The organism is Halobacterium sp. CBA1132 (genome assembly GCF_001485535.1).
GTDB lineage: Archaea > Halobacteriota > Halobacteria > Halobacteriales > Halobacteriaceae > Halobacterium.
The window spans coordinates 1,047,719-1,070,009 of the sequence record NZ_BCMZ01000001.1; the positions used below are offsets into that span (position 1 = coordinate 1,047,719).

At 65.6% G+C, this 22,291-nt stretch carries 20 protein-coding genes, 1 tRNA gene and 1 pseudogene; 13 read left to right on the forward strand and 9 right to left on the reverse strand.

Going from position 1 to position 22,291, the window contains the following annotated elements; all coding sequences use genetic code 11:
- Positions 1 to 23: 23 nt before the first annotated feature.
- Entirely contained in the window at positions 24 to 566 is a 543-nt protein-coding gene (locus AVZ66_RS05495; protein ID WP_231727079.1) for a chemotaxis protein CheW, read from the reverse strand.
- 68 nt (positions 567 to 634) lie between these two features.
- Entirely contained in the window at positions 635 to 1,276 is a 642-nt protein-coding gene (locus AVZ66_RS05500) for a hypothetical protein (protein ID WP_058982589.1), read from the reverse strand.
- A 189-nt stretch (positions 1,277 to 1,465) separates the two neighbouring features.
- On the opposite strand from AVZ66_RS05500, the gene AVZ66_RS05505 reads away from it, so the two are divergent.
- Both AVZ66_RS05505 and AVZ66_RS05510 read left to right on the forward strand, forming a co-directional pair.
- Positions 1,466 to 2,890 carry a S8 family serine peptidase gene (locus tag AVZ66_RS05505; protein WP_058982590.1) on the forward strand — a complete coding sequence of 475 codons (1,425 nt, stop codon included), beginning with the start codon at positions 1,466 to 1,468 and terminating at the stop codon, positions 2,888 to 2,890.
- A 48-nt stretch (positions 2,891 to 2,938) separates the two neighbouring features.
- Positions 2,939 to 3,841 (forward strand): hypothetical protein, encoded by a 903-nt coding sequence (locus tag AVZ66_RS05510; RefSeq protein ID WP_058982592.1) that lies wholly within the window; start codon positions 2,939 to 2,941, stop codon positions 3,839 to 3,841.
- Here AVZ66_RS05510 and AVZ66_RS05515 read toward each other — a convergent pair.
- Positions 3,828 to 6,127 (reverse strand): annotated as a pseudogene (locus AVZ66_RS05515) (DEAD/DEAH box helicase). The gene AVZ66_RS05510 and the pseudogene AVZ66_RS05515 sit on opposite strands and share 14 nt — an antisense overlap.
- 92 nt (positions 6,128 to 6,219) lie before the next feature.
- Positions 6,220 to 7,437: an RNA-guided endonuclease TnpB family protein gene (locus tag AVZ66_RS05520; protein WP_058982593.1), complete on the reverse strand. Its 1,218-nt coding sequence runs from the start codon at positions 7,435 to 7,437 to the stop codon at positions 6,220 to 6,222.
- A 187-nt stretch (positions 7,438 to 7,624) separates the two neighbouring features.
- Here AVZ66_RS05520 and AVZ66_RS05525 point away from each other — a divergent pair, with 187 nt between their 5' ends.
- From AVZ66_RS05525 to AVZ66_RS05535, 3 genes are all read left to right on the forward strand, one after another.
- Complete coding sequence (locus tag AVZ66_RS05525) at positions 7,625 to 8,722, forward strand: pyridoxal phosphate-dependent aminotransferase (protein WP_058982595.1); 1,098 nt, start codon at positions 7,625 to 7,627, stop codon at positions 8,720 to 8,722.
- A gap of 63 nt (positions 8,723 to 8,785) precedes the next feature.
- The gene (locus AVZ66_RS05530; protein WP_058982598.1) at positions 8,786 to 9,076 is read left to right on the forward strand and encodes a PRC-barrel domain-containing protein; all 291 of its coding nucleotides are present in this window, start codon (positions 8,786 to 8,788) and stop codon (positions 9,074 to 9,076) included.
- A gap of 97 nt (positions 9,077 to 9,173) precedes the next feature.
- Positions 9,174 to 10,082 (forward strand): AEC family transporter, encoded by a 909-nt coding sequence (locus AVZ66_RS05535; protein WP_058982600.1) that lies wholly within the window; start codon positions 9,174 to 9,176, stop codon positions 10,080 to 10,082.
- A gap of 39 nt (positions 10,083 to 10,121) precedes the next feature.
- Here AVZ66_RS05535 and AVZ66_RS05540 read toward each other — a convergent pair whose 3' ends face one another.
- A complete protein-coding gene (locus AVZ66_RS05540; RefSeq protein WP_058984647.1) occupies positions 10,122 to 11,579 on the reverse strand; it encodes a DHH family phosphoesterase in 1,458 nt (485 codons plus the stop codon).
- Positions 11,580 to 11,797: 218 nt separating this feature from the next.
- Between AVZ66_RS05540 and AVZ66_RS05545 the strand changes: the two genes are divergently transcribed.
- A tRNA-Lys gene (locus AVZ66_RS05545) sits at positions 11,798 to 11,871 on the forward strand.
- A 368-nt stretch (positions 11,872 to 12,239) separates the two neighbouring features.
- Entirely contained in the window at positions 12,240 to 13,013 is a 774-nt protein-coding gene (locus AVZ66_RS05550; protein ID WP_058982602.1) for an SDR family NAD(P)-dependent oxidoreductase, read from the forward strand.
- A gap of 20 nt (positions 13,014 to 13,033) precedes the next feature.
- On the opposite strand, the gene AVZ66_RS05555 is transcribed toward AVZ66_RS05550, so the two are convergent.
- A complete protein-coding gene (locus tag AVZ66_RS05555; protein WP_157575616.1) occupies positions 13,034 to 13,693 on the reverse strand; it encodes a polyprenyl synthetase in 660 nt (219 codons plus the stop codon).
- Between the two features lie 422 nt (positions 13,694 to 14,115).
- Here AVZ66_RS05555 and AVZ66_RS05560 point away from each other — a divergent pair, with 422 nt between their 5' ends.
- The 3 genes from AVZ66_RS05560 (at position 14,116) to AVZ66_RS05570 (ending at position 15,720) form a co-directional block, all read left to right on the forward strand.
- Positions 14,116 to 14,706: a TetR/AcrR family transcriptional regulator gene (locus tag AVZ66_RS05560; protein ID WP_058982607.1), complete on the forward strand. Its 591-nt coding sequence runs from the start codon at positions 14,116 to 14,118 to the stop codon at positions 14,704 to 14,706.
- 328 nt (positions 14,707 to 15,034) lie between these two features.
- Positions 15,035 to 15,379 carry a helix-turn-helix domain-containing protein gene (locus AVZ66_RS05565; protein ID WP_058982609.1) on the forward strand — a complete coding sequence of 115 codons (345 nt, stop codon included), beginning with the start codon at positions 15,035 to 15,037 and terminating at the stop codon, positions 15,377 to 15,379.
- Between the two features lie 2 nt (positions 15,380 to 15,381).
- On the forward strand, positions 15,382 to 15,720 hold the full coding sequence (locus AVZ66_RS05570; RefSeq protein WP_058982615.1) for a hypothetical protein: 339 nt from the start codon (positions 15,382 to 15,384) through the stop codon (positions 15,718 to 15,720).
- A gap of 124 nt (positions 15,721 to 15,844) precedes the next feature.
- Here the strand turns inward: AVZ66_RS05570 and nadC are convergent, their stop codons facing one another.
- The 3 genes from nadC to nadA are packed head-to-tail and all read right to left on the reverse strand — an operon-like array spanning position 15,845 to position 19,217.
- Positions 15,845 to 16,657 (reverse strand): carboxylating nicotinate-nucleotide diphosphorylase, encoded by an 813-nt coding sequence (gene nadC / locus AVZ66_RS05575; protein ID WP_058982617.1) that lies wholly within the window; start codon positions 16,655 to 16,657, stop codon positions 15,845 to 15,847.
- Positions 16,648 to 18,102, reverse strand: coding sequence for an L-aspartate oxidase (locus AVZ66_RS05580; protein ID WP_058982619.1), 1,455 nt, complete (start codon positions 18,100 to 18,102; stop codon positions 16,648 to 16,650). The genes nadC and AVZ66_RS05580 overlap by 10 nt, the downstream gene beginning before the upstream one ends.
- Entirely contained in the window at positions 18,099 to 19,217 is a 1,119-nt protein-coding gene (nadA, locus tag AVZ66_RS05585; RefSeq protein ID WP_058982621.1) for a quinolinate synthase NadA, read from the reverse strand. Before nadA ends, AVZ66_RS05580 begins: the two co-directional genes overlap by 4 nt.
- Positions 19,218 to 19,548: 331 nt before the next feature.
- On the opposite strand from nadA, the gene AVZ66_RS05590 reads away from it, so the two are divergent.
- The 3 genes from AVZ66_RS05590 to AVZ66_RS05600 all read left to right on the forward strand — a co-directional run bounded on the left by AVZ66_RS05590 (position 19,549) and on the right by AVZ66_RS05600 (position 22,265).
- Positions 19,549 to 19,986 carry a TRAM domain-containing protein gene (locus AVZ66_RS05590; RefSeq protein WP_058982623.1) on the forward strand — a complete coding sequence of 146 codons (438 nt, stop codon included), beginning with the start codon at positions 19,549 to 19,551 and terminating at the stop codon, positions 19,984 to 19,986.
- Between the two features lie 201 nt (positions 19,987 to 20,187).
- Positions 20,188 to 20,802, forward strand: coding sequence for a response regulator (locus tag AVZ66_RS05595; protein ID WP_058982625.1), 615 nt, complete (start codon positions 20,188 to 20,190; stop codon positions 20,800 to 20,802).
- Entirely contained in the window at positions 20,802 to 22,265 is a 1,464-nt protein-coding gene (locus AVZ66_RS05600; protein ID WP_058982627.1) for an ATPase domain-containing protein, read from the forward strand. Before AVZ66_RS05595 ends, AVZ66_RS05600 begins: the two co-directional genes overlap by 1 nt.
- Positions 22,266 to 22,291 lie beyond the last annotated feature (26 nt).

The following is a 22,291-nucleotide window of genomic DNA, read 5'->3' on the forward strand; positions in this document are numbered from 1 at the left end:
TAATAAACCCTCCTCACCGATTATCAGCGCTGATTGTCGCCGTTTTCGGTGTCCGCGACCGCGTCGATGAGCCGGTCGATGTCCAGCCACAACACGAGGTCGACCTCGGCGTCCTCGATGTCGTCGTCTTCCGCTAACTCCTCGTTCAGTTTCCGGATGACGCCCTTTACGAGGTCGCGCTCGACGGCCGCAGTGCCGATTCGGCTCACGTCGTCGCCCGTGTCGACCTGCATCCCGGGGTAGTCCGAGACTTCCGTGACTTCCGCGACCCGCAATCCAATCTTCTGCTTGTCGTCGGCGCGGTCGAGCACGAGGATGTTGTCGGAGGCGAGGTCGCCCTCGATAGCGAGGAACTCCCGGGGGTCGACGATGGCGGTGGTCTCCCCGCGGAGGTCCATCACGCCCTCGACGGCGTCCGGCGCGCGCGGGACGCGAGTGACCTGCTTGGATTCGACGATGCTGTCGACGGCGTCGATGTCGATTGCGCACACCTCGTTGCCGAGTTCGAACTCGACGACGTGGGCGGCCGTGTCGGCTTGCCGCTCGCCACCCTCTAGGTTCATCATGGCTGTGAGAACAGGCGACCACCGATAAAACCCTTTCGTGGCCGTTATCAGCGCGGAAAACCGGGCCGCTATCTGCGCTTCGGGAAGACGAGTCCGTCGTTGTCCGAAACCGTCTCCACGAGGTCCGCGATGGAGTCCTCGGGCCCGAGGTCGTTGGCTTCGAGGTACGCCACGAGCCGCGAGGTCGGGTAGCGGGCCTGCACGCTGGACTCCGAGAGGAGGATGCCGAGCGCTTCGTCGACGGGTGTGCCGGCGGAGACCTGCTGGGCGTACCAGACCAGCAGGCCGTCGAACGCCGCGCCGATGTCGTCGGTCGCGAGCTGCTGGTGGTTGATGGCGTTACCGGACTTGGCGGCGATGCGGTAGGCGTACTCGCTGTCGTGTTCGTCGAGTTCGTCGCCGAGCCACCGCTTCACGTCCCGGCCAGTGAGTTCGCCGGCCTCGTCGGACTCGCTTCCGTCCACTGATTGCTCGGTCGCGTCTCCGTCTCCAGCGTCGCCGCTGTCGTCCTGCGCTGATTCGGTCGCCGTGGATTCGTCGGCGTCGCCGCTGTCGTCAGTCTCGTCAGACTCCGGGGGGTCTGGTGGGCCGTCGGGTCCGATGACGTACCGGTCCTCACCTATCGAAGCCACCTCCTCGCGGGCCTCGATGTCGAGTTCGTCCGGAGAGAGGACGGTTTCGTCGGCGTCCGAGTCGCCGGATGGGGGCATACCTAGAGGTTCGCCACGCGCGGTCTAAAGTCTATCGCGGGGACTCGCCCGGCCGCGACAGCAATACGCGCCGAGAACTCGATATTATTCCGCCACAATTAACGTTCATGGAATTTCGATACACGAAATATTATGTTTCGAAACAGTTAGTAATCTTTTTCAGGTGCCTGCAATTTAGTACCTGTTGGTATGGCAGACCATAGCAGACGGCGCTTCCTCAAGGGCGCCGGACTCGCAGTAGGGGGACTGACGCTCGGCGTAACGCCCGTCTCCGCGGGTAGCGGCGACGACCAGCGATTCCTCGTCGACCTCAAGCAAGTCGACCGCAGCGACGTGCCCGACGACGTCGAAATCGTCCACGACATCTCGCAAATCGACCTCCTCGCGGCGCGCGGCGACCCCGACGCCGTTCCGGGTGGTGACTCGACGGCGCCGGACATCGCCGTCCAGCGCGACGACGCCGGGCCGCCGGTCGAACACGGCGGGCCGAACGCGAGCGGTCGCAGCAACAGCCACAACCACGACGGCGCACCGACGAACACCGAGTACCAGTGGGACAAGCGCGTGCAGGACGTGAACAACGAACTCACTGACAAGCCCGGCGGCGGGAAGTCGATTCACGACACGACAGCGGGCGAGGGGACCCGCGTCGCCGTCGTGGACACCGGCGTCTACGACGACCACCCCGACCTCGCGGGCGTCGTGAACGAGGACCTCTCGGAGAACTTCACCACCGACGACTACGACTGGCGGCCGAACGGCGCGGGCGACCACGGCACCCACGTCGCGGGCATCATCGCGGGCACGAACGACAACGACGGCCCCGCGGGCGGCGTCCTTGGCACCGCGCCCGAGACGGAAATCGTCGCCCACCGCGTGTTCTCCGGCGTGGAGGGCGCGAGCGGCGACTCCATCGCGGCGCTCGTCGCCGCCGCCGAGAAAGGCTGTGACGCGGCGAACTTCAGCGTCGGCTACCCGCCGCTCGACCCCGAGGCGGAGGGCGTCCAGATGATTGTCGAGGCGTACGAGCGCGTCGTCGAGTACGCTCGCGCGAACGACATGGTGTTCGTCAACTCCGCGGGCAACGCCGGCATCGACATGACGCCCGAGAGCGTGCTCAGTCTCCCCACCGAGGTCGAGGGCGTCTTCGGCGTGAGCGCGACCGGCCCCATCGGCTACGGTTGGGGCGGCAAGCACGCCGACAACGAGGCGAAGTGGCTCACCGGCAACCGCCTGCAGGAGCCGACCACCGAGCCCGCGTTCTACACGAACTACGGCGAGGGCGTCGACGTGAGCGCGGCGGGCGGCAACGCGGACTTGGACGCCATCGGCGCCGGCAACGAGGCCGCGTACAACGACCTCGTCTACTCGACGGTGTACGAGACGACTGACGACGGCGAGACCGCACCGGGATACGGCTGGAAGGCCGGCACGTCGATGGCCGCCCCGCAGGTCGCGGGCGCCGTCGCACTCGTGCGCTCGCTGCGCCCGGACGCCAGCGCCGAGGAAGTCGAGGCCCTGATTCGAGAGACCGCAAGCGCGCCCGCGGAGGGCGAACTGTATCACGGCGACGGCCACCTCGACCTCGAAGCGCTCGTGGCGGCCGCCGAGTAGCGACCCCGGCCACCTACCTTTTTCGCGCGCCCAGTCGAACATTCGCGTATGTCGTGGTACGCGGTCGAGTCACTCGACGACGCGCTCGCCGAGACGAAGTCCCTGCTGGTTCCCGTCGACGTCGGCGTGTGGGTCCGTCTCGCAGTCATCGCGCTGTTCGCGGGGCTGTCACCGCCGCAGGCGCCGACGGCCTCCGTCGACATCCCGCCGCAGGCGGTCGTCGACTACGGGGAGGCGTTCACGCGACCCGAATTCATCGCGACCGCACTTTCGCTGCTCGCGATAGGGATTGTCGTCGTGCTCGCGTTCGCCGCCGTCGGCGCAGTCATGGAGTTCGTGCTCGTGGACGCGCTCCGCACCCGGAACGTCCGCCTCCTCGCGCCGCTCCGCGAGCGACTCGGCCCGGGGTTGCGGCTGTTCGGCTTCCGCCTCCTCGTCCTGTTCGCTGTCCTGCTCGCGGCCGCCGGCGTCGCAGTCCCGGTGTTCTTCGCGGCGACCACGGACGCCGTGCTGGTGCTGCTCGCGCTCGTCGTGTCCGTTCCGCTGTTCGCCGTCGTCGGCGCCGTCGCCGCGCTCGTCTCCGAGTTCACGACCGCGTTCGTCGTGCCGCTGATGGCCGAACACGGCAGCGGCGTGCTCGACGGCTGGCGGCGCTTCTGGCCGACGCTGCGCGCGGAGTGGCGCGAGTTCGCGGTGTACGTTCTCGTGAAAATCGTCCTGCTGGTCGGTGTCGGCATCGTGTTCGGTCTCGTCGGCGCCATCGTCGCAGTGCCGGTCGGCCTCGCGGTGTTCGGTGCCGCGATAACGCCGCTCGCGCTCGTCGCCGTCGCGGTCGCGGGGCTGGTCGGGTTCGTCGTCCTCGCCGCGGTCAGCGTCCCGATTATGACCGCGCTGCGCTACCACTCGCTGCGGACGCTCGCGGCGTCCGAAGCCGCGTTCACGCTCCGGTGAGCGCGCCGAGTAAGTCGGTTGCGAGTTCCTTGTCGAGTGGGTCGTTGGCGTTCCCGCACTGCGGGGACTGCACGCACGCCGGACAGCCGTCCGCGCAGTCGCAGGCTTCCAGCATCGAGCGCGTGCGCTCCGCGAGGTCCGCGACGGAGTCGAAGCCCGCTCTCGCGAGGCCGACGCCGCCCGGGTAGCCGTCGTAGATGAAGATGGTCGGTCGTCCCGTGTGCGGGTGGACTGGCGTCGAGAGCCCGCCGATGTCGCCGCGGTCGCAGAGCAACTCCGTCGGGAACATCGAAATCATCGCGTGCTCGGCGGCGTGAATCGCGCCCGGCAGGTCGCCCGCCGCGCGCAACTCGGCTTCCACGTCCGGCGGCACCGTGTAGTAGAGCGCGCGGGTGTCGAGGGGCTGCTCGGGGAGGTCCAGACTCACCGTCGCCTCCGTCTCCCCGCGCTTGGCGTTCCGGCGCTCGTAGCCCGTCACTTGCTCGGTGAGCGTGACGTCAGCGAAGCACACCGGGACGTCCTCGCGGGCGAACGGCGCGCGCTCCTCGCGGTCCTCGCGAACAGTCATGTCCTTGTCCGTGAGGACGCGGGTGTAGTGGTCCGCGTACGTCGGCTGGAGGTCGGCGATGTCGTTCGCGAGGTCGAGGTCCACTACCTCGTAGCGCTGCCCCTGATGGTGGTAGATTGCGCCCGGGTGGGCGTCCCGGAGCGCGTCGGCGAACTCCATCGTCGCGACGGTGTCCCCGGAGGGGTCCAGCAGTCGGATTTCGCGGTCGTCGATGGAGCGCAGGCTCATCTCGTGTTGGGGACTGCCGTCGCCGGCGTACGTCCAGCGCGTGCCCGAGTCGGTCTCGCGGCGTTCGAGCGCGCCCCGGTCTTCGAGTGTTCGCACGCGCTCGGCGAACCGCGGGAAGTAGCGTTCGTCCTCGGGGGACAGCCAGTTCTCGCGCGCCGCCGACGACAGGTGTGGGTCCAGCAAGTGTTCGTTCGCCGGGTCGACGATGGCGTCCTCGGCGTCCCCCGAAAACAGTTCCTCGGGGTGGTTCATCACGTACTGGTCGAGTTGGTCCTCGCCCGCGACGAGCGCGACGGCAGCGGGGTCGGTGCCCCGACCAGCGCGGCCCGCGCGCTGGAACGTGTTCATCCGCGTGCCCGGGTAGCCGTCCAAGAGAACGGCGTCGAGGCCGCCGACGTCCACACCGAGTTCGAGCGCGCTCGTGCTCCAGACGCCGCGCAGGCTCCCGTCGTGCAGGCCGGCTTCGAGGCTGCGCCGCCGGTCGTCGGTCAGCGCGGCCTGGTACGCCGCAATCTCGCTTGCGAGGTCGTGCTGGCCGCGGTCGCGGAGGTCGTCGGCGGTGCCGGTGGCGTTGCGCTCGGCGCCCTGTCGCGAGCGCGTGAACGCCAGCGTCTGGTGACCGCGCATCACGAGGTCGGCCATCAGGTGCCGGGTTTCGACGTGCGAGGACCGCCGTCGCCCCTCGCCACCGGCCTCCTCGGGGGATTCCACAGCAGCCAGTGTCGCGGCCCGCGCTCGCTGGTATCCTCGTCGACGAGCGCGAAGTCGGACTCCGCGCGCCCCGTCACGCGCGCGGCGTGCTCGACGGGGTTGCCGATGGTCGCCGAACAGCAGACGAACTGAGGGTCCGCGTCGAATCGCTCGCAGACTCTTCGCAGGCGTCGCAGTACGTGCGCGACGTGCCCGCCGAAGACGCCGCGGTACTCGTGGACCTCGTCGACGACGACGGTTTCGAGACCGGAGAAGAACCACTCCCAGAGCCGCCGGGCGTGGGGCAACAGCGCGTAGTGCAGCATCTCGGGGTTCGAGAGCAGGACGGTCGGCCGGCGGTCTCGAACGGCTTCCTTCTCCGAGCGCGAGAGCCGGCCCGTGTACGTGTCCACCTGCACGCGGCTCCCGAACCCGAGGTCGTTCGCGAGTCCCGACAGCGTCTCCTCCTGGTCGGCGACGAGCGCGTTCTGGGGCGCAATATAGAGTGTGCGGCCGCCGTGATCCATCGCGCGCTCGAACGCCGGCACCGTGTACGCGAGGCTCTTCCCGCTCGCGGTCGGCGTCGCGACCACCACGTCGTCGCCGTCCCGTACGGCGTCGATGGCGTCGGCTTGGTGGTCGTAGAGGTCGTCGATGCCGCGGTCGGCGAGCGCGGATTCGAGGCGGGATTCGAGGGGCACGTCCCGCGTGCTCGGGTCGCGACCGGGAAGCGTGCGCTCGTCGACGAGTTGGCCGTCGTAGTGCGGGCGGTCCCGGAGCCAGTCGGCGAGGTCGTCCACGCCCGTGGGTCGGGGCTGGTCGGCCTAACGGCTTCCGATCACCTACCTCGGCGTGAACGCCGAGGTTTGTAGGTGAACTCCCGGTCTGTCCACTATACCGTGGAAGGCGAATACTCGCCGTTCCCGTTCAACGTTCCCGACTTGAGGGCGAGGTGATGGGTCGCCCGTCCAGAACCAGACTTGAGCCGGTTCTGGATATATCTGTGTGCGATATTGCGTGCCGCGTTGTAGTCGCTATGTAGCTCTTTACCGCACTTCTGGCAGGTGAAGTTGTCCCCGTCGCGGTTTTCCTCATGCGTGAATCCACACTCAGCGTGACTACACCGCTGACTGGTGTATGCCGGATGGACTGACTTGACGGCGATTCCCTCAGCACGGGCTTTGTACTCGGTTTGGCGTTTCAACTCGCGGAACGCCCACTGCTGGAATTTCGAGGCATTAGAGATCCGTTCACGTATCTGTTCCAAGTCCTCGAACACGATTACCGAACAGCCCTGTGAAGCGGCTTCTTTGACCAACTGTTTCGACGCTCGATGCAGAAAGTTCTCGGACCAGTTGGCAAAGGTATCACCAATAGACTGGATTGTGAGGTGGGCGCTTCGCGTCCCTTGCTGTTGTAGCCGAGCGCGGCGACGTTCGTACTCGCGGCGCTTGTGATTCAGTCGGTCAGCGTTGCCGATGAACGCCCCTGTACTAGTGACGGCGAGATACCCGTCTACGTTCCGGTCGACGCCAAGAACTGTTCGGCTCTTGGCTTTTCCCGACGATTCGTCGCGTTCCTGTTTGACAGAAACGTGAAGATAGTACGTATCAGTCTGGTGGTCGTAGCGGAGTTTCGCGCCCTGTTTGGTCCACTCGTCGCTTTCAATATATTCGGCTTGCGGGGAGTTGTCCGGGTAGACGTACTCGGCATGGACACGACCGTCGCCATATGCGGCCAGTGAACAGTAGCCCTCAAAGTAGCTGATAGCATTAGTGTTGTAGACAGTCGTGTTTGAGGTGAACACCGGTTTTGAGGTTCTTTTTCCCTCTTTCAGTTTGTCTACACACCCAGTTAGCGCGGCGGCGGCATGGTTGACAGCGGCCACAGTCAAATCGGAGTGTAGCCCAGTATCTTCCCGTATGTCATCGTAGACGAGCGGCTGAAGCCGAGAGCGCGAAGCTATCACGTACCCGTCGTCGTCACCCTTCCATCCCCGGTTGGCAAATTGCTGCGCGGCGTCCCGAAACGTGTTCATGGTTCGTTTCAGGTCGTCGCGGCGCTCGTCGGGAACGGTGAGTTTGACGACAGCGGTACGCTGAATCTCCATCTACATGCCACAAGTGGCACTAACTATACATAATATTCGGGGTGTTGGACGGGCAGTGACGTGACAGATGGGCACGGGAGCTTACGCGATTCCTGCCCGCCGTGAACAGCGAGACTCTCTCGCTGAATCAGGTGGTCGCGCACCGCGAGCGATAACTACTTTCCCACCAGAGAACCGAGACGGGGACATGTTCCCGCGGCTGGAGTACCTCGAGTGGATTTCCGGACGACCCGAGGTCGCGCTCTACGACCTCGCGTCCAGCGACCTGCGCGGCGACCGCGGCCACGAACCCGAGGCCGTTCCGGCGCCCCTAGAGAACCTCGACGACCCGCCGAGGGGCGCGACGCTGGAGACCCAGATTGCCGGCGAGTACGGCGTCGAACCCGAGCAAGTGCTGGTGACGGCGGGCGCGACGATGGCGAATGTCGTCGCCGCTGCGACCGCGCTCGACGGCGGCGCCGACGAGGATGCCGAGGAGAACCAGCGCGTGCTCGTCGAGAAACCGGGCTACGAGCCGCTCGTGAAGACGCCCGCGGCGTTCGGCGCGGAGATCGACCGCTTCCTGCGCGGCGACGTCTACCGCCTCGACGTCGAACGCGCCGCGAACGCGCTCACGGAGCGGACCGACCTCGTCACGGTGACGAACCGCCACAACCCCAGCGGCTCGCTGGCCGAACGCGAGACGCTCGCGGACCTCGCGGGCGTCGCCGGCGAGTCGGACGCGCGCCTGCTCGTCGACGAAGTGTACGCGCCGTACGTCACCGAACCCCGGGACGCACCGTTCGGCGGGCCGACCGCGGCCGGACTCGACGACACCGTCGTCACGAGTTCGCTGACGAAGTTCTTCGGGCTCGACGACCTCCGCATCGGCTGGCTGGTCGCGGACCGCGAGTTCGTCGACCACGCGCGCTCGGTCGCCTACCACTTCCACGGCGTCGCGGACACGAGCCGCGCGCTCGGCCGACGCGCGCTCCACAACCTCGACCACCTCGCGGAGCGCTCCCGGACGCTGCTCGCGGAGAACACCGAACTGTTCGAGGCGTTCCTCGCCGAGCGCGACGACGTTGAGGGATTCCTCGCCGAGGGCGCGACGTTCGCGTTCCTCGAACCCGAGCACGTCGCCGCCGACAAACTCGTTGCCGCCGCGTGGGACGAGGGCCTGCTAATCGTCCCCGGCCGGTTCTTCGACGCGGACGAACGCGTTCGCGTGAGCCTCGGACGCAACCCCAGCGAGGTCGCGCCCGCCCTCGACGCGCTCGGTGCAGTCCTCGACCGATTCCAGTAGCGTCGGACGCCCGTGAGACGCGAGCCTCGAACACTTATGGGGCACCGCGACAATCAACACGACATGGACTCCGAAGCAGACGAAATCACCTCGCTCGTCGGCCGTGAGGTGTACTCGAACAACGGCGTCTTCGTCGGCGAAGTCGAGGACGTCCGCCTGAACCTCGACGCGGAAGTGGTGAACGGCCTCGCGCTCAGCGAACTCAACCCGCAGCTGTTCGCGGACACCGAGACCGGGACGAAGGGCGTCCTCATCCCGTACCGCTGGGTGCGCGCGGTCGGCGACGTCGTCCTCATCAACGACGTCGTCGAGCGCTACGAGAGCCCCGAAGAGGACGCCGAAGTCGCGGTCTGAACGGTTCCTGCGGTCGTCGACGCTCTGTTTCTGCCGTCTCCCGTCGTGGTCCGCCCGAGTCGAACCGCGTAAGCCGTTCCGCGCGCTCGACGCGAACATGGAAGTCGTCGGTCGGTTGCTCGTGCTGCTCGTCCTGTTGCTCGTGGGGACGGGACTGCGGGTCGCCGGCGTGCTCGACGCCGCGCGCACCCAGTTGCTCAACGACGCCGCGTACTACGTCGCGCTCCCCGCGCTCGTGTTCGTGTCGACGTACGACCGCGACGTCGCGGAACTCGTCTCCCCGTCGCTGCTCGGCGGCCTGCTGTTCGTGCTGTTCGCGACCGCGGCCGTCGCGTGGCTCGTCCACCGCCACCGCCCCGAGCGACGCCGCCGCAGCGTCGCCGTCACGCAGTCCTACCACTCGAATCTCGGCTACCTCGGACTGCCGCTGGTCGCCGCGACGTTCAACGACGACGTGACTGCTGTCGCGAGCGTCGTGCTCGGCGTCGTCTCGCTGACGCAGGTGCCGCTGACGGTGTTCGTTCTCACGACCGTCAGCGACGCCGACGCCTCGCTCGCAGAGGAAGTGGCGAAACTCGGGCGCAACCCCGTGTTGCTCGCGCTGGTCGCAGGACTAGTCGTCGGGTCCGCCGGCCTCGCGCTCCCCGGGCCTGCGGTCACGGGGCTCGACCTACTGGGGACGCTCTCGCTGCCCATCGCGTTGCTGTGCGTCGGCGCGTCGCTGGACGTCGACCTGCCGAACGTCGACGTCGGTGCGACCGCCGCCGTCACCGCGCTCAAAATCGTCGTGATGCCCGCGATAGCGTGGGCGACGTTCTCGCTGCTGTCCGTCGACGCCGCGACGTTCACGGCCGCCGTCGTAATGCTCGGTACGCCGACCGCGGTGTCGACGTACGTGTTCGCGAACGAACTCGGTGGCGACGAAGCGTTCGCGTCCCTGAACGTCTTCGTCACGACGCTGGCGTCGGTCGGCACGCTGTTCGTCCTCATCAAAGCGGTCGGGTAACGGTCGCGAGCGCGAGCCGGAACGAGAAGGACCGCGCAGTTAGCTGCCGTTCGAGCCGCTGGAGCTCTCGGACTCGACGCCCATCGCGTCGAAGAGCTTCTGCGTGACCGCTTCCTCGGTCAGCGACAGCAGCGTCTCCCGGTTCTCCTCGGTGGCCTCGATACCCGTGAAGATGCCCAGCGGGATTTCCGCGGATGCTTGTGTGGAGTGGCCGGCGGCCTCGCCGATGTTCTCGAAGGCGTCGCTGAGTACGCGCCCGATGTTCAGGCGAATGTCCTTCGAGCGCGCAGCGAGATAGATGGTGTCCTCGACGATGCCGAAGACGGCGGTCGTCGTGATGCCTTCCAGATTCAGCAACTGGGAGGCCGCCTGCGAGAGCGCGTCTCGGTCGCTGATGAACCCCGCGTTCGAGACGAGGTGGCTGCCCTGCACCTCGCGGTTCGCGATGGCCTCCGCGAGCACGTCCAGCGTCTCCGGACTCATGTTCGGGGACTCCACCTGTTCGAGGGTGTCGTGGTCCGCGAACGGGTAGAGGTACGCCGCCGCGGTGAGGTCCGCGGGCGTCGTGTCGCGGCGGAAGTCCAGCGTCTCCGCGCGAATCCCGTACAGCAGCGCGGTCGCGACCTCCTGGCTCACGGAGAGGTCGAACTCCTGGATGTACTTCGTGAGAATCGTCGACGTCGCGGAGACGTTCGGGCGCACGTCCGCGAACTCCGCGTCGAAGGAGTCGTCGACCTCGTAGTGGTCCAAGAAGATGTCGACCTCGCGGTCCAGCGACACCTCGCCCGCCTTCGCCGGGTCGACTAGCGCGACCGTGTCGTAGTCGTCGATGTCGACGTCGGCGTACGGCGTCAACTCGATGTCGAGGAGGTTGACGAACGCGCGGTTCTCCTGGTGGCCGATGTCCCCGAAGTAGAGGATGTCCGCCGCCACCCCGAGGTGTTCGGCGATGGCGTTCAACGCCGCCGCCGCCGCGATAGAGTCCGGGTCGGGGTTGTCGTGCGTGACGATGGCCAGCCGGCCCTCCGTGCCCTCGATGACGTCCGCGAGCTGGCGGGCCTTGTACTCCAGTTCCCCCGATTCGAGCGCGCGCAGCGCCGCGTCCGCGATGACTGACGACGGATTGATGACGACGTCCGCGCCCAGCTCGGTGAGCTCGTCGCTCGTCACGGGGTCGCTGGCGCGCACGACGACGAACTGCTCGTCGTTGCGCTCGCGGATGTTCGCGACGGCGGCCTCGTTGGCCTCCACGTCCGACGCCATGATGAGAACCACGTCGCGGTCCGCGACCAGTCCCGCGACCTCCTCGTCGCGGATGTCCGCGACCTGCGCGTTCAAGTCCTGGTCGCGCAGCGCCTCCACGCGGGCCTCGTCGCGGTCCACGATGAGGACGTCCTTGCCTCGTTCGACCAACTCCTCGGCGACGGCGTGGCCGACGCTCCCGCACCCGAGAATAGCGTACGTAGACATCGAGGAGATGGTTGCCCGGCTGCTCATGATGTCCACGGATAACGCAGGCCGTCACTTAATCCTCCCGACCTGCCGCCGAGCGAGCGCGCAATCCGGCAAACGAGTGCCTCACCAGCGCGTTCTCGCACGCCCGAAGTCCGAGTCGAGGGTCTTGACGCCGGCGCCCGAATTCGGATGCCCTCGCGGGGACTGTCATCTCGAATCAGAACGTATTTGAGTCACAGCATCGAACGATGGAATGCGTTGGGCCGGTAGCTCAGTTTGGCAGAGCGACGGACTCTTAATCCGTCGGTCGCGTGTTCAAATCGCGCCCGGCCCGCTTCTGCGACGAACGAACGTGAGGAGCGAAGCGGGTAGCGATTTGAACCCTATCAGACGCAGCGCGAACGAAGTGAGCGACCGTCTGATTCCGGTTCAATATCGCGCCCGGCCCCTACTCTAATTATCCCTTTCCAGGGTTCTCTGACACTAACAGCGGCATCTGGGTGTGGTCAGCGTGACGCTCGAACAGCTGACTTACCCCGGTCAGCCCGTCGTCCAACTCCGCCTCACGCAGTGCCCGAGCACGACGACTCGGGATAGCTGAGCGAGGAGCGCTCTGGACAGGTCTGGTCGCTTTGGAGTGATTCGTCGGATACTGGGAAAAGACTATACTAACTAAATGGTTAGTTACCATTGGAAACAGCTATGAACGGACTAGCAGACAAGACTGCGGTCGTGACAGGAGCCGGCTCGGGAATCGGACGCGCCTCCGCGCAGCGATTCGCCGAGGAGGGGGCAAATGTGGTCGTCGCGGACATCGACGAGGAGAACGGGCAGGAGACCGTCGATTTGATCGAGGACGCCGGTGGCGAGGCGACCTTCGTCGATGTCGACGTGTCCGATGTCGAGTCGGTCGAGCGAATGGTGGATGTCACGGTAGACACGTACGGTGGACTGGACTTCGCGCACAACAACGCGGGCATTCTCACGGGGTTCGCGGAGACCACGGACATCGAGGAGGACCAGTGGGACCGACTCGTGGACATCAACCTGAAGGGGGTCTGGGCGTGCATGAAGGCCGAAATTCCCGTGATGGAAGAACAGGGTGGCGGCGCAATCGTGAACACGGCGTCAGAGTCGGGTCTCGTCGGAATGGGCGGGCTGTCCAGTTACTCGGCGAGCAAACACGGCGTCGTCGGGCTCACCAAATCGGTCGCCCTCGAGTACGCGTCGAGAGGAATCCGAATCAACGCGATAGCGCCCGGGCCGACGAAGACGAACATCCAAGCGAACTCCCCAGACACGGACGTCGACCCGCGGTCGCTTCCGTTCGACACGTCCGCGATGACCGACGTCCCGATGGAGCGCGTCGCGGAACCGGCGGAGATGGCTGGCGCGACCGTGTTCCTCTGCTCTGACGACGCGTCGTACATCACTGGCCACACCCTCCCGGTAGACGGCGGACAGGCCGCAAACTAAGCGACGCCGCTGAATCCCATTTACGCCGCGTCTGTGTTTTCGCCGGGGGCGAGCGAGAACAGTCCGGAGAGGTCGATAGATGCAGCGTCCCTGTGGGCGTCGACTGCTTCACGTCGCTGTGTTTCTGCGTACGCTCGGAGTTCGGTCTCGTCTATCTCGGGCAGGACAACCACGGCTTCTCCCGGGTCCGATTCGAGGAGCCTGTGGATACCGTGTGACGTGGCTACCGCGCGTCCCGCTGTTGCGAGCTTACTTCGAGACGCCTGTGTATCCCCGGCTACGGACGCTCCGAGGCGCGTCGCGGCCGCTCCGAGACTTCCCATCGTCTGGTCGAGGACCGGCACCTGCTCCTGGTTCGCTGACGTCGCAGTCGGATACGTTCCGAAGAAGGCGTCCGTAATCGACTCGAAGGCGGTCGCGAGAATCTCGACACCGTCTTCGAGTGCGGGGTACGGTGAAGCGGTCAGTGCGGTGAACGCTGACGTGGACAGGTAGTCCCCCGCTAAGAGCGCCCTCCCGGGGTCCGTCGTGAGCGAGTGGGGGTGGTCGTCGGTGAGCTGGATGAGTAATCGACTTCGAATGCGCGTGTATCCGCGAAGCAGTTCGATTGCGGCGGCACAAGAGAGGAGCGAGTCGTCGCTCGGCGAGTCCGACACTGCCGCGTAGGTGGCTCCGACCAACTGTCCGTACCACCTGTCTTCGGGCGCTTCGATGGCTTCTCGCGCGACACGCAGCCCCTGATTCTCCGTGCCATCTAGTACGCGTTCCAGTTCAGCGTCGATGTCCGCTCGGTCGAGGGGGAGTGGGTCGGTCATGCGCGTCATCAGGAAGACAGAACGGCTTGCGGTCGCGCCCGAATTCTCACATTGGGGCAGCGTAGCAACAGCCCGTTTGCTGCACTGGGCTGGTCCGTCGGAGCTTCCGGGAGGCGGGGACTTCGCATATACAGCATCTACTGACTAATCAGTCAAAAACTTTGTGTAGCGCTATATTCACACACAAGTCGCTCTTCAGGTCCTCTTCAGCCCCATCCTGGCTGTCATAATCGTAGGTATTCGCCTGTTCACAATCGTTATCCACCTGTGGTCGGAAGTGATACGTAATGGCTGGACAATCGGAGCACACCTTCTCCGAGCAGACCGAGGAGATAATGCAGGCGACATACCGGGTGCTTTGCGAACACGGCTACGCAGACCTGACGATCAAACGAATCGCGGCCGAGTACGGCAAATCGACGGCCGCAGTCCACTACTACTACGACACGAAAGACGAACTGCTGGCGGCGTTCCTCGACTACATTCTGAAGCGATTCGTCGACGCGATACAGGACATCGAGACGACAGACCCCGAGGAACGGCTGAATCACCTCCTCGACAAGATGCTCGTCGACTCCGAAGGAAATTCGAATCTCTCGGTCGCGCTGCTCGAGATGCGGAGTCAGGCGCCCTACAAAACGGAATTCCGCGACCGGTTCCGGCAGAACGACGAGTACATCCGGTACGAACTCAAGGCGGTCATCAATCACGGCATCGACGAAGGCGTGTTCAACGACGTCGACGCCAGCCACGCCACCCGGTCGTTGGCGACGATTGTCGACGGTGCACGAACCCGAGCAGTCGTGTTGGACGACGCCGAAGAACTCGAATCGGCACGTCGGACGGCGAGCGACTACGTCGACGCGGTTCTGCTGTGAGCGCTCCGGCTCAGCCCGTCAAGTAACCCTGTTCTCCGTGAATTCGGGCGGTTTTGACTCCCGTTGTCTACGAGCGGTTTCGGCCTGTTGGCCGCCCAGTTTGGCGTCCCCGCTGGCGATACGTTGAATCTCCTGCACGGGAGCGCAATACCGAGGACCGCTTCGATTCCCTTCTCGTGGGCAATGTCGCCCGTCCGGGCGCTGGCGGGCACTGTCGACTGAGCTTTCATCCCCACAAACTAACTAGTTAGTTAGATACGGGCCTTTTGGATAGGTGGATTTGGCTGTAGATGAGCCACCTGAGCCGGACGGCTCAGGTGAAGGACACGTGGACAAGGATTGCTCCTCGCTGGAACTGTTCGACCTACTCAGCGACGAGTACGCGCGGGCAATCCTCAAAGCAACGAGTACCCAGACTATGTCCGCGAAAACACTCAGTGAAACGTGCGATGCATCACTTCCGACCGTCTACCGGCGCGTCGAGCGACTGATCGCGGTAGGCCTACTGGAAGAGATGACGGAGGTCGCCGAGGACGGGCATCACTTCTCGGTCTACGAGGCTCGCCTCGACCACCTCGTCGTCGACCTCGACGACGGTGTCCTCGACGTCGACGTCACGCAAACTGACGAGAACTTCGCGGACCAGTTCACCGACCTCTGGGAGAGTGTCTAACCATGCTACCCCTACCGCTCCAAGCCGGGCTCCCTCCGGGACATACGAAGTACTTGGCGAACATCATCCTCGGCTGCATCGCCGTCGTCCTCGCCACCTACATCATCTTCCAGGCGTTCGAGGGCTACCGCCGAAACGATAGCAAGCAGATGTTGCTGCTGGGCGTCGCCCTCACCTGCCTCACGATACTTCCCATCGTCGCGTCCATCGCGGGAATCCTGTACGTGTTTCTGGAAGGATTCAACGCGGACATCCACCTGCTGTACATTCCGGGGTCCATCCTCCTCGCTCAGATTGTGGGACTGAGTACGCTGTGGCGCTCGGTGAAACTCAACCACTGACCTGGTGTCGTCGGCCCGCAAGAGCGGTTCTCGGGGATAGGTTCGTCCTCCGCACTCAACTCCGAGAAATAGCTGTCATGCCAGCGCACGGCGCCGAGAGTGCCCTCGTCACTCCCGTGACAGTCTACTCGAGGAGGCGAAACGAGCAGTCCAGCGGTGGCGCGCTATGCGTCAACGCCCCCATCGAGACGACATCCGCGCCCGCCGCCGCGTAGTCGGGAACGTCCGCGACGCCGATGCCGCCGCTCGCTTCCACGACCACCGAGGAATCGAGACACTCGCGCGCTTCCCCGACAGTTTCTGGCGGTGCGTTGTCCACGAGGACGATGTCGGCACCCGCGTCCGCGGCGCGCGCCGCTTCGTTCACTGTCTCGACTTCGGCGTCGATGCGCGTCGCGAACGACGCGCGCTCCTGGAACCGTTCGACGGCGTCCTCGAGACCGTACGCGGCGATGTGGTTGTCCTTCACCATCACCATGTGGCTCGCGTCGAGCCGGTGGGTGTCACCGCCGCCGACGCGGACCGCGCGCTTCTCCACGCCCCGGAGACCGGGGGTCGTCTTCCGCGTCGCCGCGATTGCTGTATCCTCGTTCACCTCGCAGGCGGCGTCGACGGCGGCTCGCGTCCGTGTGGCGATTCCGGACGCGTGCCCGACGAGGTTCGTGGCAACGCGCTCGCCGCGCAACACCGTGCGGGTCGCGTCCTCGACGGCGAGGATGACGTCGCCCGCGTCGACGCGCTCCCCAGGTTCGACGCGCAATTCGACAGGGGTACCGAGCACGTCGAAGACCGCGCTGGCGGCGCCGAGGCCGGCGACGACGCCGTCTTCTTTTGCGACGAGGCGAGCGCGCGCGGTCCCGGGGAGGTCGTTCGTTACGTCGTCGTGGCCGAGGTCCTCGCGGAGCCAGCGCTCCGCGTCCGCACGCGTTACCGGCACGGCACGCCCTCCAGCGCGTGACAGCCCGCCGGCTCTGCCTCGCGGGCGGCGTGCGCGAACAGGAGGCCGACCGTCGCAGCGTTCCGAAGTTCGGTTACATCGCGCGCTTGTCGCGTCCGCGCGTAGGCGTCCGTCTCACCCTTCAGCCGGCGGAGCGCCGAACACGCCTGCTCGAGTCCTTCAGGGTCGCGCCGGAGGCCAACGTGCTCGCCGAGTACGCGGTGCAGGCGCTCGAACTTCCCGTCCACGAAGCCGTCGGGGAGCGCTGGGTCACGCTCCGACCGGGACGGCACCTCGGGTTCGTCGTCGACGACACTGCGACTCGCGGCATCTCGGCCGGCGCGTCGGCCCCAGACGAGACCTTCGAGGAGGCTCGTGGAGGCGAGGCGGTTCGCACCGTGTACGCCGGTGCGAGAGACCTCGCCGACCGCGTAGAGTCGGTCGAGGGTCGTGCGGCCTCGGTCGTCGACGTCGACGCCACCGCAGAGGAAGTGTTCGGCGGGCGCGACCGGAATCCTGTCGGGGTCGAAGCCAGCGTCGAGAACGCGCTCGTGGAGGTGCGGGAAGTCGCCCGCGAAGTCGAGCGGCGTCGTGTCCAGATACACCTCGCCCGTCCGGTCGCGTTCGTCGGTGACGGCGCGCGCAACGACGTCCCGGGGTGCGAGTTCGGCGTCCGTGTGGACGTCGGGCATGAATCGCTCGCCGTCGCCGTTGCGCAAGAGGGCGCCGGCGCCGCGGACGGCTTCGCTGACGAGCAGGGGTTCGTCGCCGACCGTCGCGGTCGGGTGGAACTGGACGTACGCAAGGTCGGCGATATCTCCGCCGGCACGCGCGGCCATCGCGAGACCGTCGCCCGTCGCGGTGTCGGGGTTCGTCGACCGCGGGAAGCACGCACCGACGCCGCCCGTCGCGAGCACGGTGGCGTCCGCGACGGCCGCTTCCCTCGTGCCGTCGGGCCGGTCGAGGAGCGCGCCGCGGACGCGGCCCTCGTCGGTCAGCAACTCGAGCGCCGCGGTGTCCTCGCGTATCGTGACGTTCGGGTGGTCGTCGAGGTGCGCGAGGAACGGTGCGAGGACGTGTTTGCCGGTCTCCGCGCCGACGTGTCGGATGCGCGCCTCCGAATGGGCGGCCTCGCGGCCGTAGTCGTCGGCGAACGGCACGTCGAGTGTGTCGACGAGTACGTCCTCGACGGCGCTGTCGGCTTCCTCGACGAGGACGTCGACGGCGTGCGGGTCACACTGACCGTCGCCCGCGTCCACGATGTCCGCAGCGAACGCCTCGGGATTACCGCGGGTGACGGCGATGCCGCCCTGCGCCCAGTGTGTCGTCGTCTCCTCGGGGCGCTGGGCTTTCGTCGCGAGCACCACGTCCGCGCCGCGTTCGGCGGCGGCGAGCGCTGCGCTACACCCCGCAATACCGCTCCCGAGAACGAGTACCTCCGTCATAGTTCGAGCATGCGGTCGAGGGCGACTTCGGCGCTCGCGGCGACGCCGGGGTCGACGCTGACGACGTTGCGCTCGACGCCGTCGGCCAGCCCCTCCAGTATCCACGTGAGGTAGTTCGGGTCGACCTGCCGCATCGCGTTGCAGTCCATGCAGGCGTCGCCACAGAGCGCGACGACGTCCGTCTCGTGCCACCTCTCGAGGTGGTTCACGAGGTGGATTTCAGTACCGACGGCGACTGTCTCGTCGGGGCCGGCGTCCTCGACGGTCTCGGTGATAGTCGAGGTACTCCCCGATTTGTCGGCGGCGGCGACGACTTCCGGCCGGCACTCGGGGTGGACGATTACCGTCGCGTCCGGGTGGGCGTCGCGGGCGTCCGCGACGTGGTCGGTCGTGAAGCGCTCGTGGACCTGACAGTAGCCGTCCCAGAGGACGACGTCGGCGTCCGCGACGTCGCCGTTCGACTCCTCAGCCCACGGGTCGAACTCGACGACGGTGTCGAGTCCCATCGAGTTCGCGGTGTTGCGCCCGAGGAACTTGTCCGGGAGGAACACCACCGTCTCGCTGCGGTCGAGGGCCCATTCGAAGGCGTCGTCGGCGTTCGAGGACGTACAGACGAGTCCGCCGTGCTCCGCGCAGAACGCCTTCAGGTCCGCGTAGGAGTTCATGTACGTGACGGGAATCGCGTCACCGTCGACGGCGTCCGTGATTCGCTCCCACGCAGCGTCCACTTGGAGGGCTTCGGCCATCCCCGCCATCGGGCAGGAGGCCTCCATCGACGGCAGGTAGACCGTCTGGTCGTCGTCCGTGAGGAGGTCGGCGCTTTCCGCCATGAATGTCACCCCACAGAAGACGACGTGTTCGGCATCCGACTCGGCGGCGTACTCGCTCAACTGGTAGGAGTCACCGATGTAGTCGGCGTGTTCGACGATTTCGCGGCGCTGGTAGTTGTGCCCGAGAACGAGCACGTCGTCGCCGAGCGTTTCGCGCGCTGCCGCGATTCGTTGTGTGCGCTCTTCCTCTGAGAGACTCCGGTACTCAGACGGGAGCGCTTCAAGATTCCCGTATTTGAACAAACTCAATTCACTATCGACTTCTGTTGTCTCCATTTGGACCATAGTCAGTCTATATGGTACTAGACTCGTACATAGCCATCTTTGAAAAAGATTTGTCTTCAATATCGTTACTCAGAGATAATACACTCCGGTTATACTGCATTGGTGGCTGAATCCCGGCTACTATCGACGGCATTCGGGACGCTCACAGTGATGGGTGGTGCCAGCACGCCGTCGAAACGTTCGCGTCAACGCTGCGCGAGGACGCGAAAATACCAAATCGCTCCTCGAAGCCCGTGGTGAATCGGCACAGTTGCAGCGAGAGCGGAGATGGATGTCGCGCGGCAGAGCGGATATCCCAATTTCCTTTAACCGAGCCCGCGTATCGAGCACAATGTCTGAGATTCCGGATTCGCTGCGACTACTCTACGAAACCACGCTCGAAGAGCGGGATGGACAGTACGTCGTTTCGATTCCGACGGAAGTCGTCGAGGACAGTACACTCACTCCGGAGGACGTCTATCGAGTTGCACTGCTGAATTCGCCGGCTGACGCCGCAACCGAGAGCGAACCATCGAGTGACACCTCGCGGGCCTCGCCGGCGCCGTCCCAGACCCACGACGCCCAGTCACCGCCAGTCGAGGAGGGCGAGATTCGGACGGTGACAATCGATACGCTCGGCGACCAGGGAGACGGTATCGCGAAAGTCGAGCGCGGGTTCATCGTCATCGTGCCGGGCACCCAACCCGGCGACAAAGCCGAAGTGGAGATCACGGACGTGAAATCCTCGGTGGCGTTCGCGGAACCGGTCAGCGAACCCGAAGTCCGGTAGCTGGAGGACGCTACTTCGCTGTCACTCCCGGATTCACGACGGGAGCTTTCACCGAGCCACTCACCCGATGTGTGTTGGCCGGCACACTGCAGTCCCGGGTTTTCGACGACAGAGACCACGATTCTTGAAGTATCGTTGAACGTTCGTCGAAACGACTTAACGACGGGAACTCCTCTAGAAAATCAGAACACGGTATTGCAGATGGACCAAGAAAGTTCCCCGGTGGTTCTCGTCGTCGACGACGAGAAGGACCTCGCCGACCTGTTCACCGCGTGGCTGTCCGACGAGTACACGGTCAGGACCGTCTACAGCGGGCAGGCGGCGCTCGATTCTCTCGACGACTCCATCGACGTCGTGTTGCTGGACCGCCGCATGCCGGACCTCTCGGGAGACGCCGTACTCACGGAGGTCAGGGAGCGCGGCCTCGACTGCCGGGTGGCGATGGTGACCGCCGTCGACCCGGACTTCGACATCGTGGAGATGGGCTTCGACGCGTACCTCACGAAGCCAGTGACGAACGACGACCTCCACGACGTCGTGGAGACGCTGCTGACGCGCAAGCACCACGACACCGCGGTCCAGCAGTACTTCCAGTTGGTCACGAAGCGCGCCGCGCTGGAGGCGAAGTACGGCGACGACGCCACCAAAGACCCGAAGTACGAGGCGCTGCAGGCCGAAATCGACTCCCTGGAGCAGGAGGTCGACGCGCTCGCCAGCGAGTTCGACGGCGACGACTTCGAGGTCGCACTCCGTCGCATCGAGCGGGACGCCGGTGAGGACGTCCGCGACGTCGACACCGACGGGGGACCGGTCTGATGCCGGGGGTCGAGGACCGGGTCTCGACGGGTATCGACGGCTTGGACACCGTGCTGAACGGCGGGTTCGTTCCGGGTCGGGCGTACTTGGCGCGCGGCGAACCGGGCAGCGGGAAGACCATCTTCGGCTACCACTACCTGTCGGCGGGCGTCGAGAACGGCGAGACGGTGCTGTACGTGAACCTCGAAGAGTCCGTCGAGGACGTGAGGGCGAACGCGGCCGCGGTCGGGTTCGACCTCGACGGCGTGGAGTTTTTGAGTCTCACGCCGGACAGCGAGGTGTTCACCGAGAGCCAGTCGTACAGTGTTTTCGCGCCCGAGGAGGTGGAGGCGGACCAGTTCAACGAGGCCATCGTCGAGCGCATCGAGGAGTTGGACCCGGCGCGCATCTTCATCGACCCCATCACGCAGCTCCGATATCTCTCGGGGGACGACTACCAGTTCCGCAAGCAGGTGCTGGCGCTCCAGCAGTTCCTCGGCGAGCAGGACGGAACCATCCTGTTCACGTCGCAGTCGACGCCGAACAACCCCGACGACGACATCCAGTTCGTCGCGGACGGGACGCTGGACCTCGAACGCAGCCACGAGGCGCGCACGGTCTCCGTGCCGAAATTCCGCGGGTCGGCGACCCAGAGCGGCGAACACACGTTCCGAATCACCGACTCCGGCGTGAAGGTGTTCCCGGAGCTACAGCCCGGTGACTACGAGCAGGAGTTCGTCGCTGAATCCGTCTCCGCGGGCGTCCCGGAACTCGACGAACTGCTGCACGGCGGGCTCGAACGCGGCACGGTCAGCGTCATCAGCGGGCCGAGCGGCGCGGGCAAGACCACCACTGGCACGCAGTTCATGAAGGAGGCCGCGGGCCGGGGTGAGCGCTCCGTCGTCTACCTCTTCGAGGAGAGCCGGTCGACGTTCCTCACGCGGTCGGAGGCCGTCGACATCCCCGTCGAGGAGATGATAGAGCGGGGCACGCTCGCCGTCAGGGAGATGGACCCGCTGGACTTGACCCCACAGGAGTTCGCGAGCATGGTGCGCGAGGAGGTCGAGCAGCGCGACGCCGAAATCGTGATGATAGACGGCATCAAGGGGTACAAGCTCGCGCTCGCTGGCGACGACGACACGCTCGTGCGGCGGCTGCACGCGCTCGGTCGCTACCTCAAGAACATGGGCGTGACCGTCGTCTTCGTCGACGAGGTCGGCCACGTCACGGGTGACTTCCACCCGACCGAAGTGGGCATCAGCTATCTCGCGGACAACATCGTCTTCCTGCGTCACATCGAGATCGAGGGGGAGCTCCAGAAGGTCATCGGCGTACTCAAGAAGCGCACCAGCGACTTCGAGCGGACGCTGCGTCGCCTCCAGATAACTGAACACGGCATCAAGGTCGGCGAACCGCTCACGAACCTCCGCGGCCTCCTGACTGGGACGCCGGAGTTCGTGAACGACGGGGCGTCCGACTCGTAGCCCCCTATGTCGGGGTCTCGTAGCGA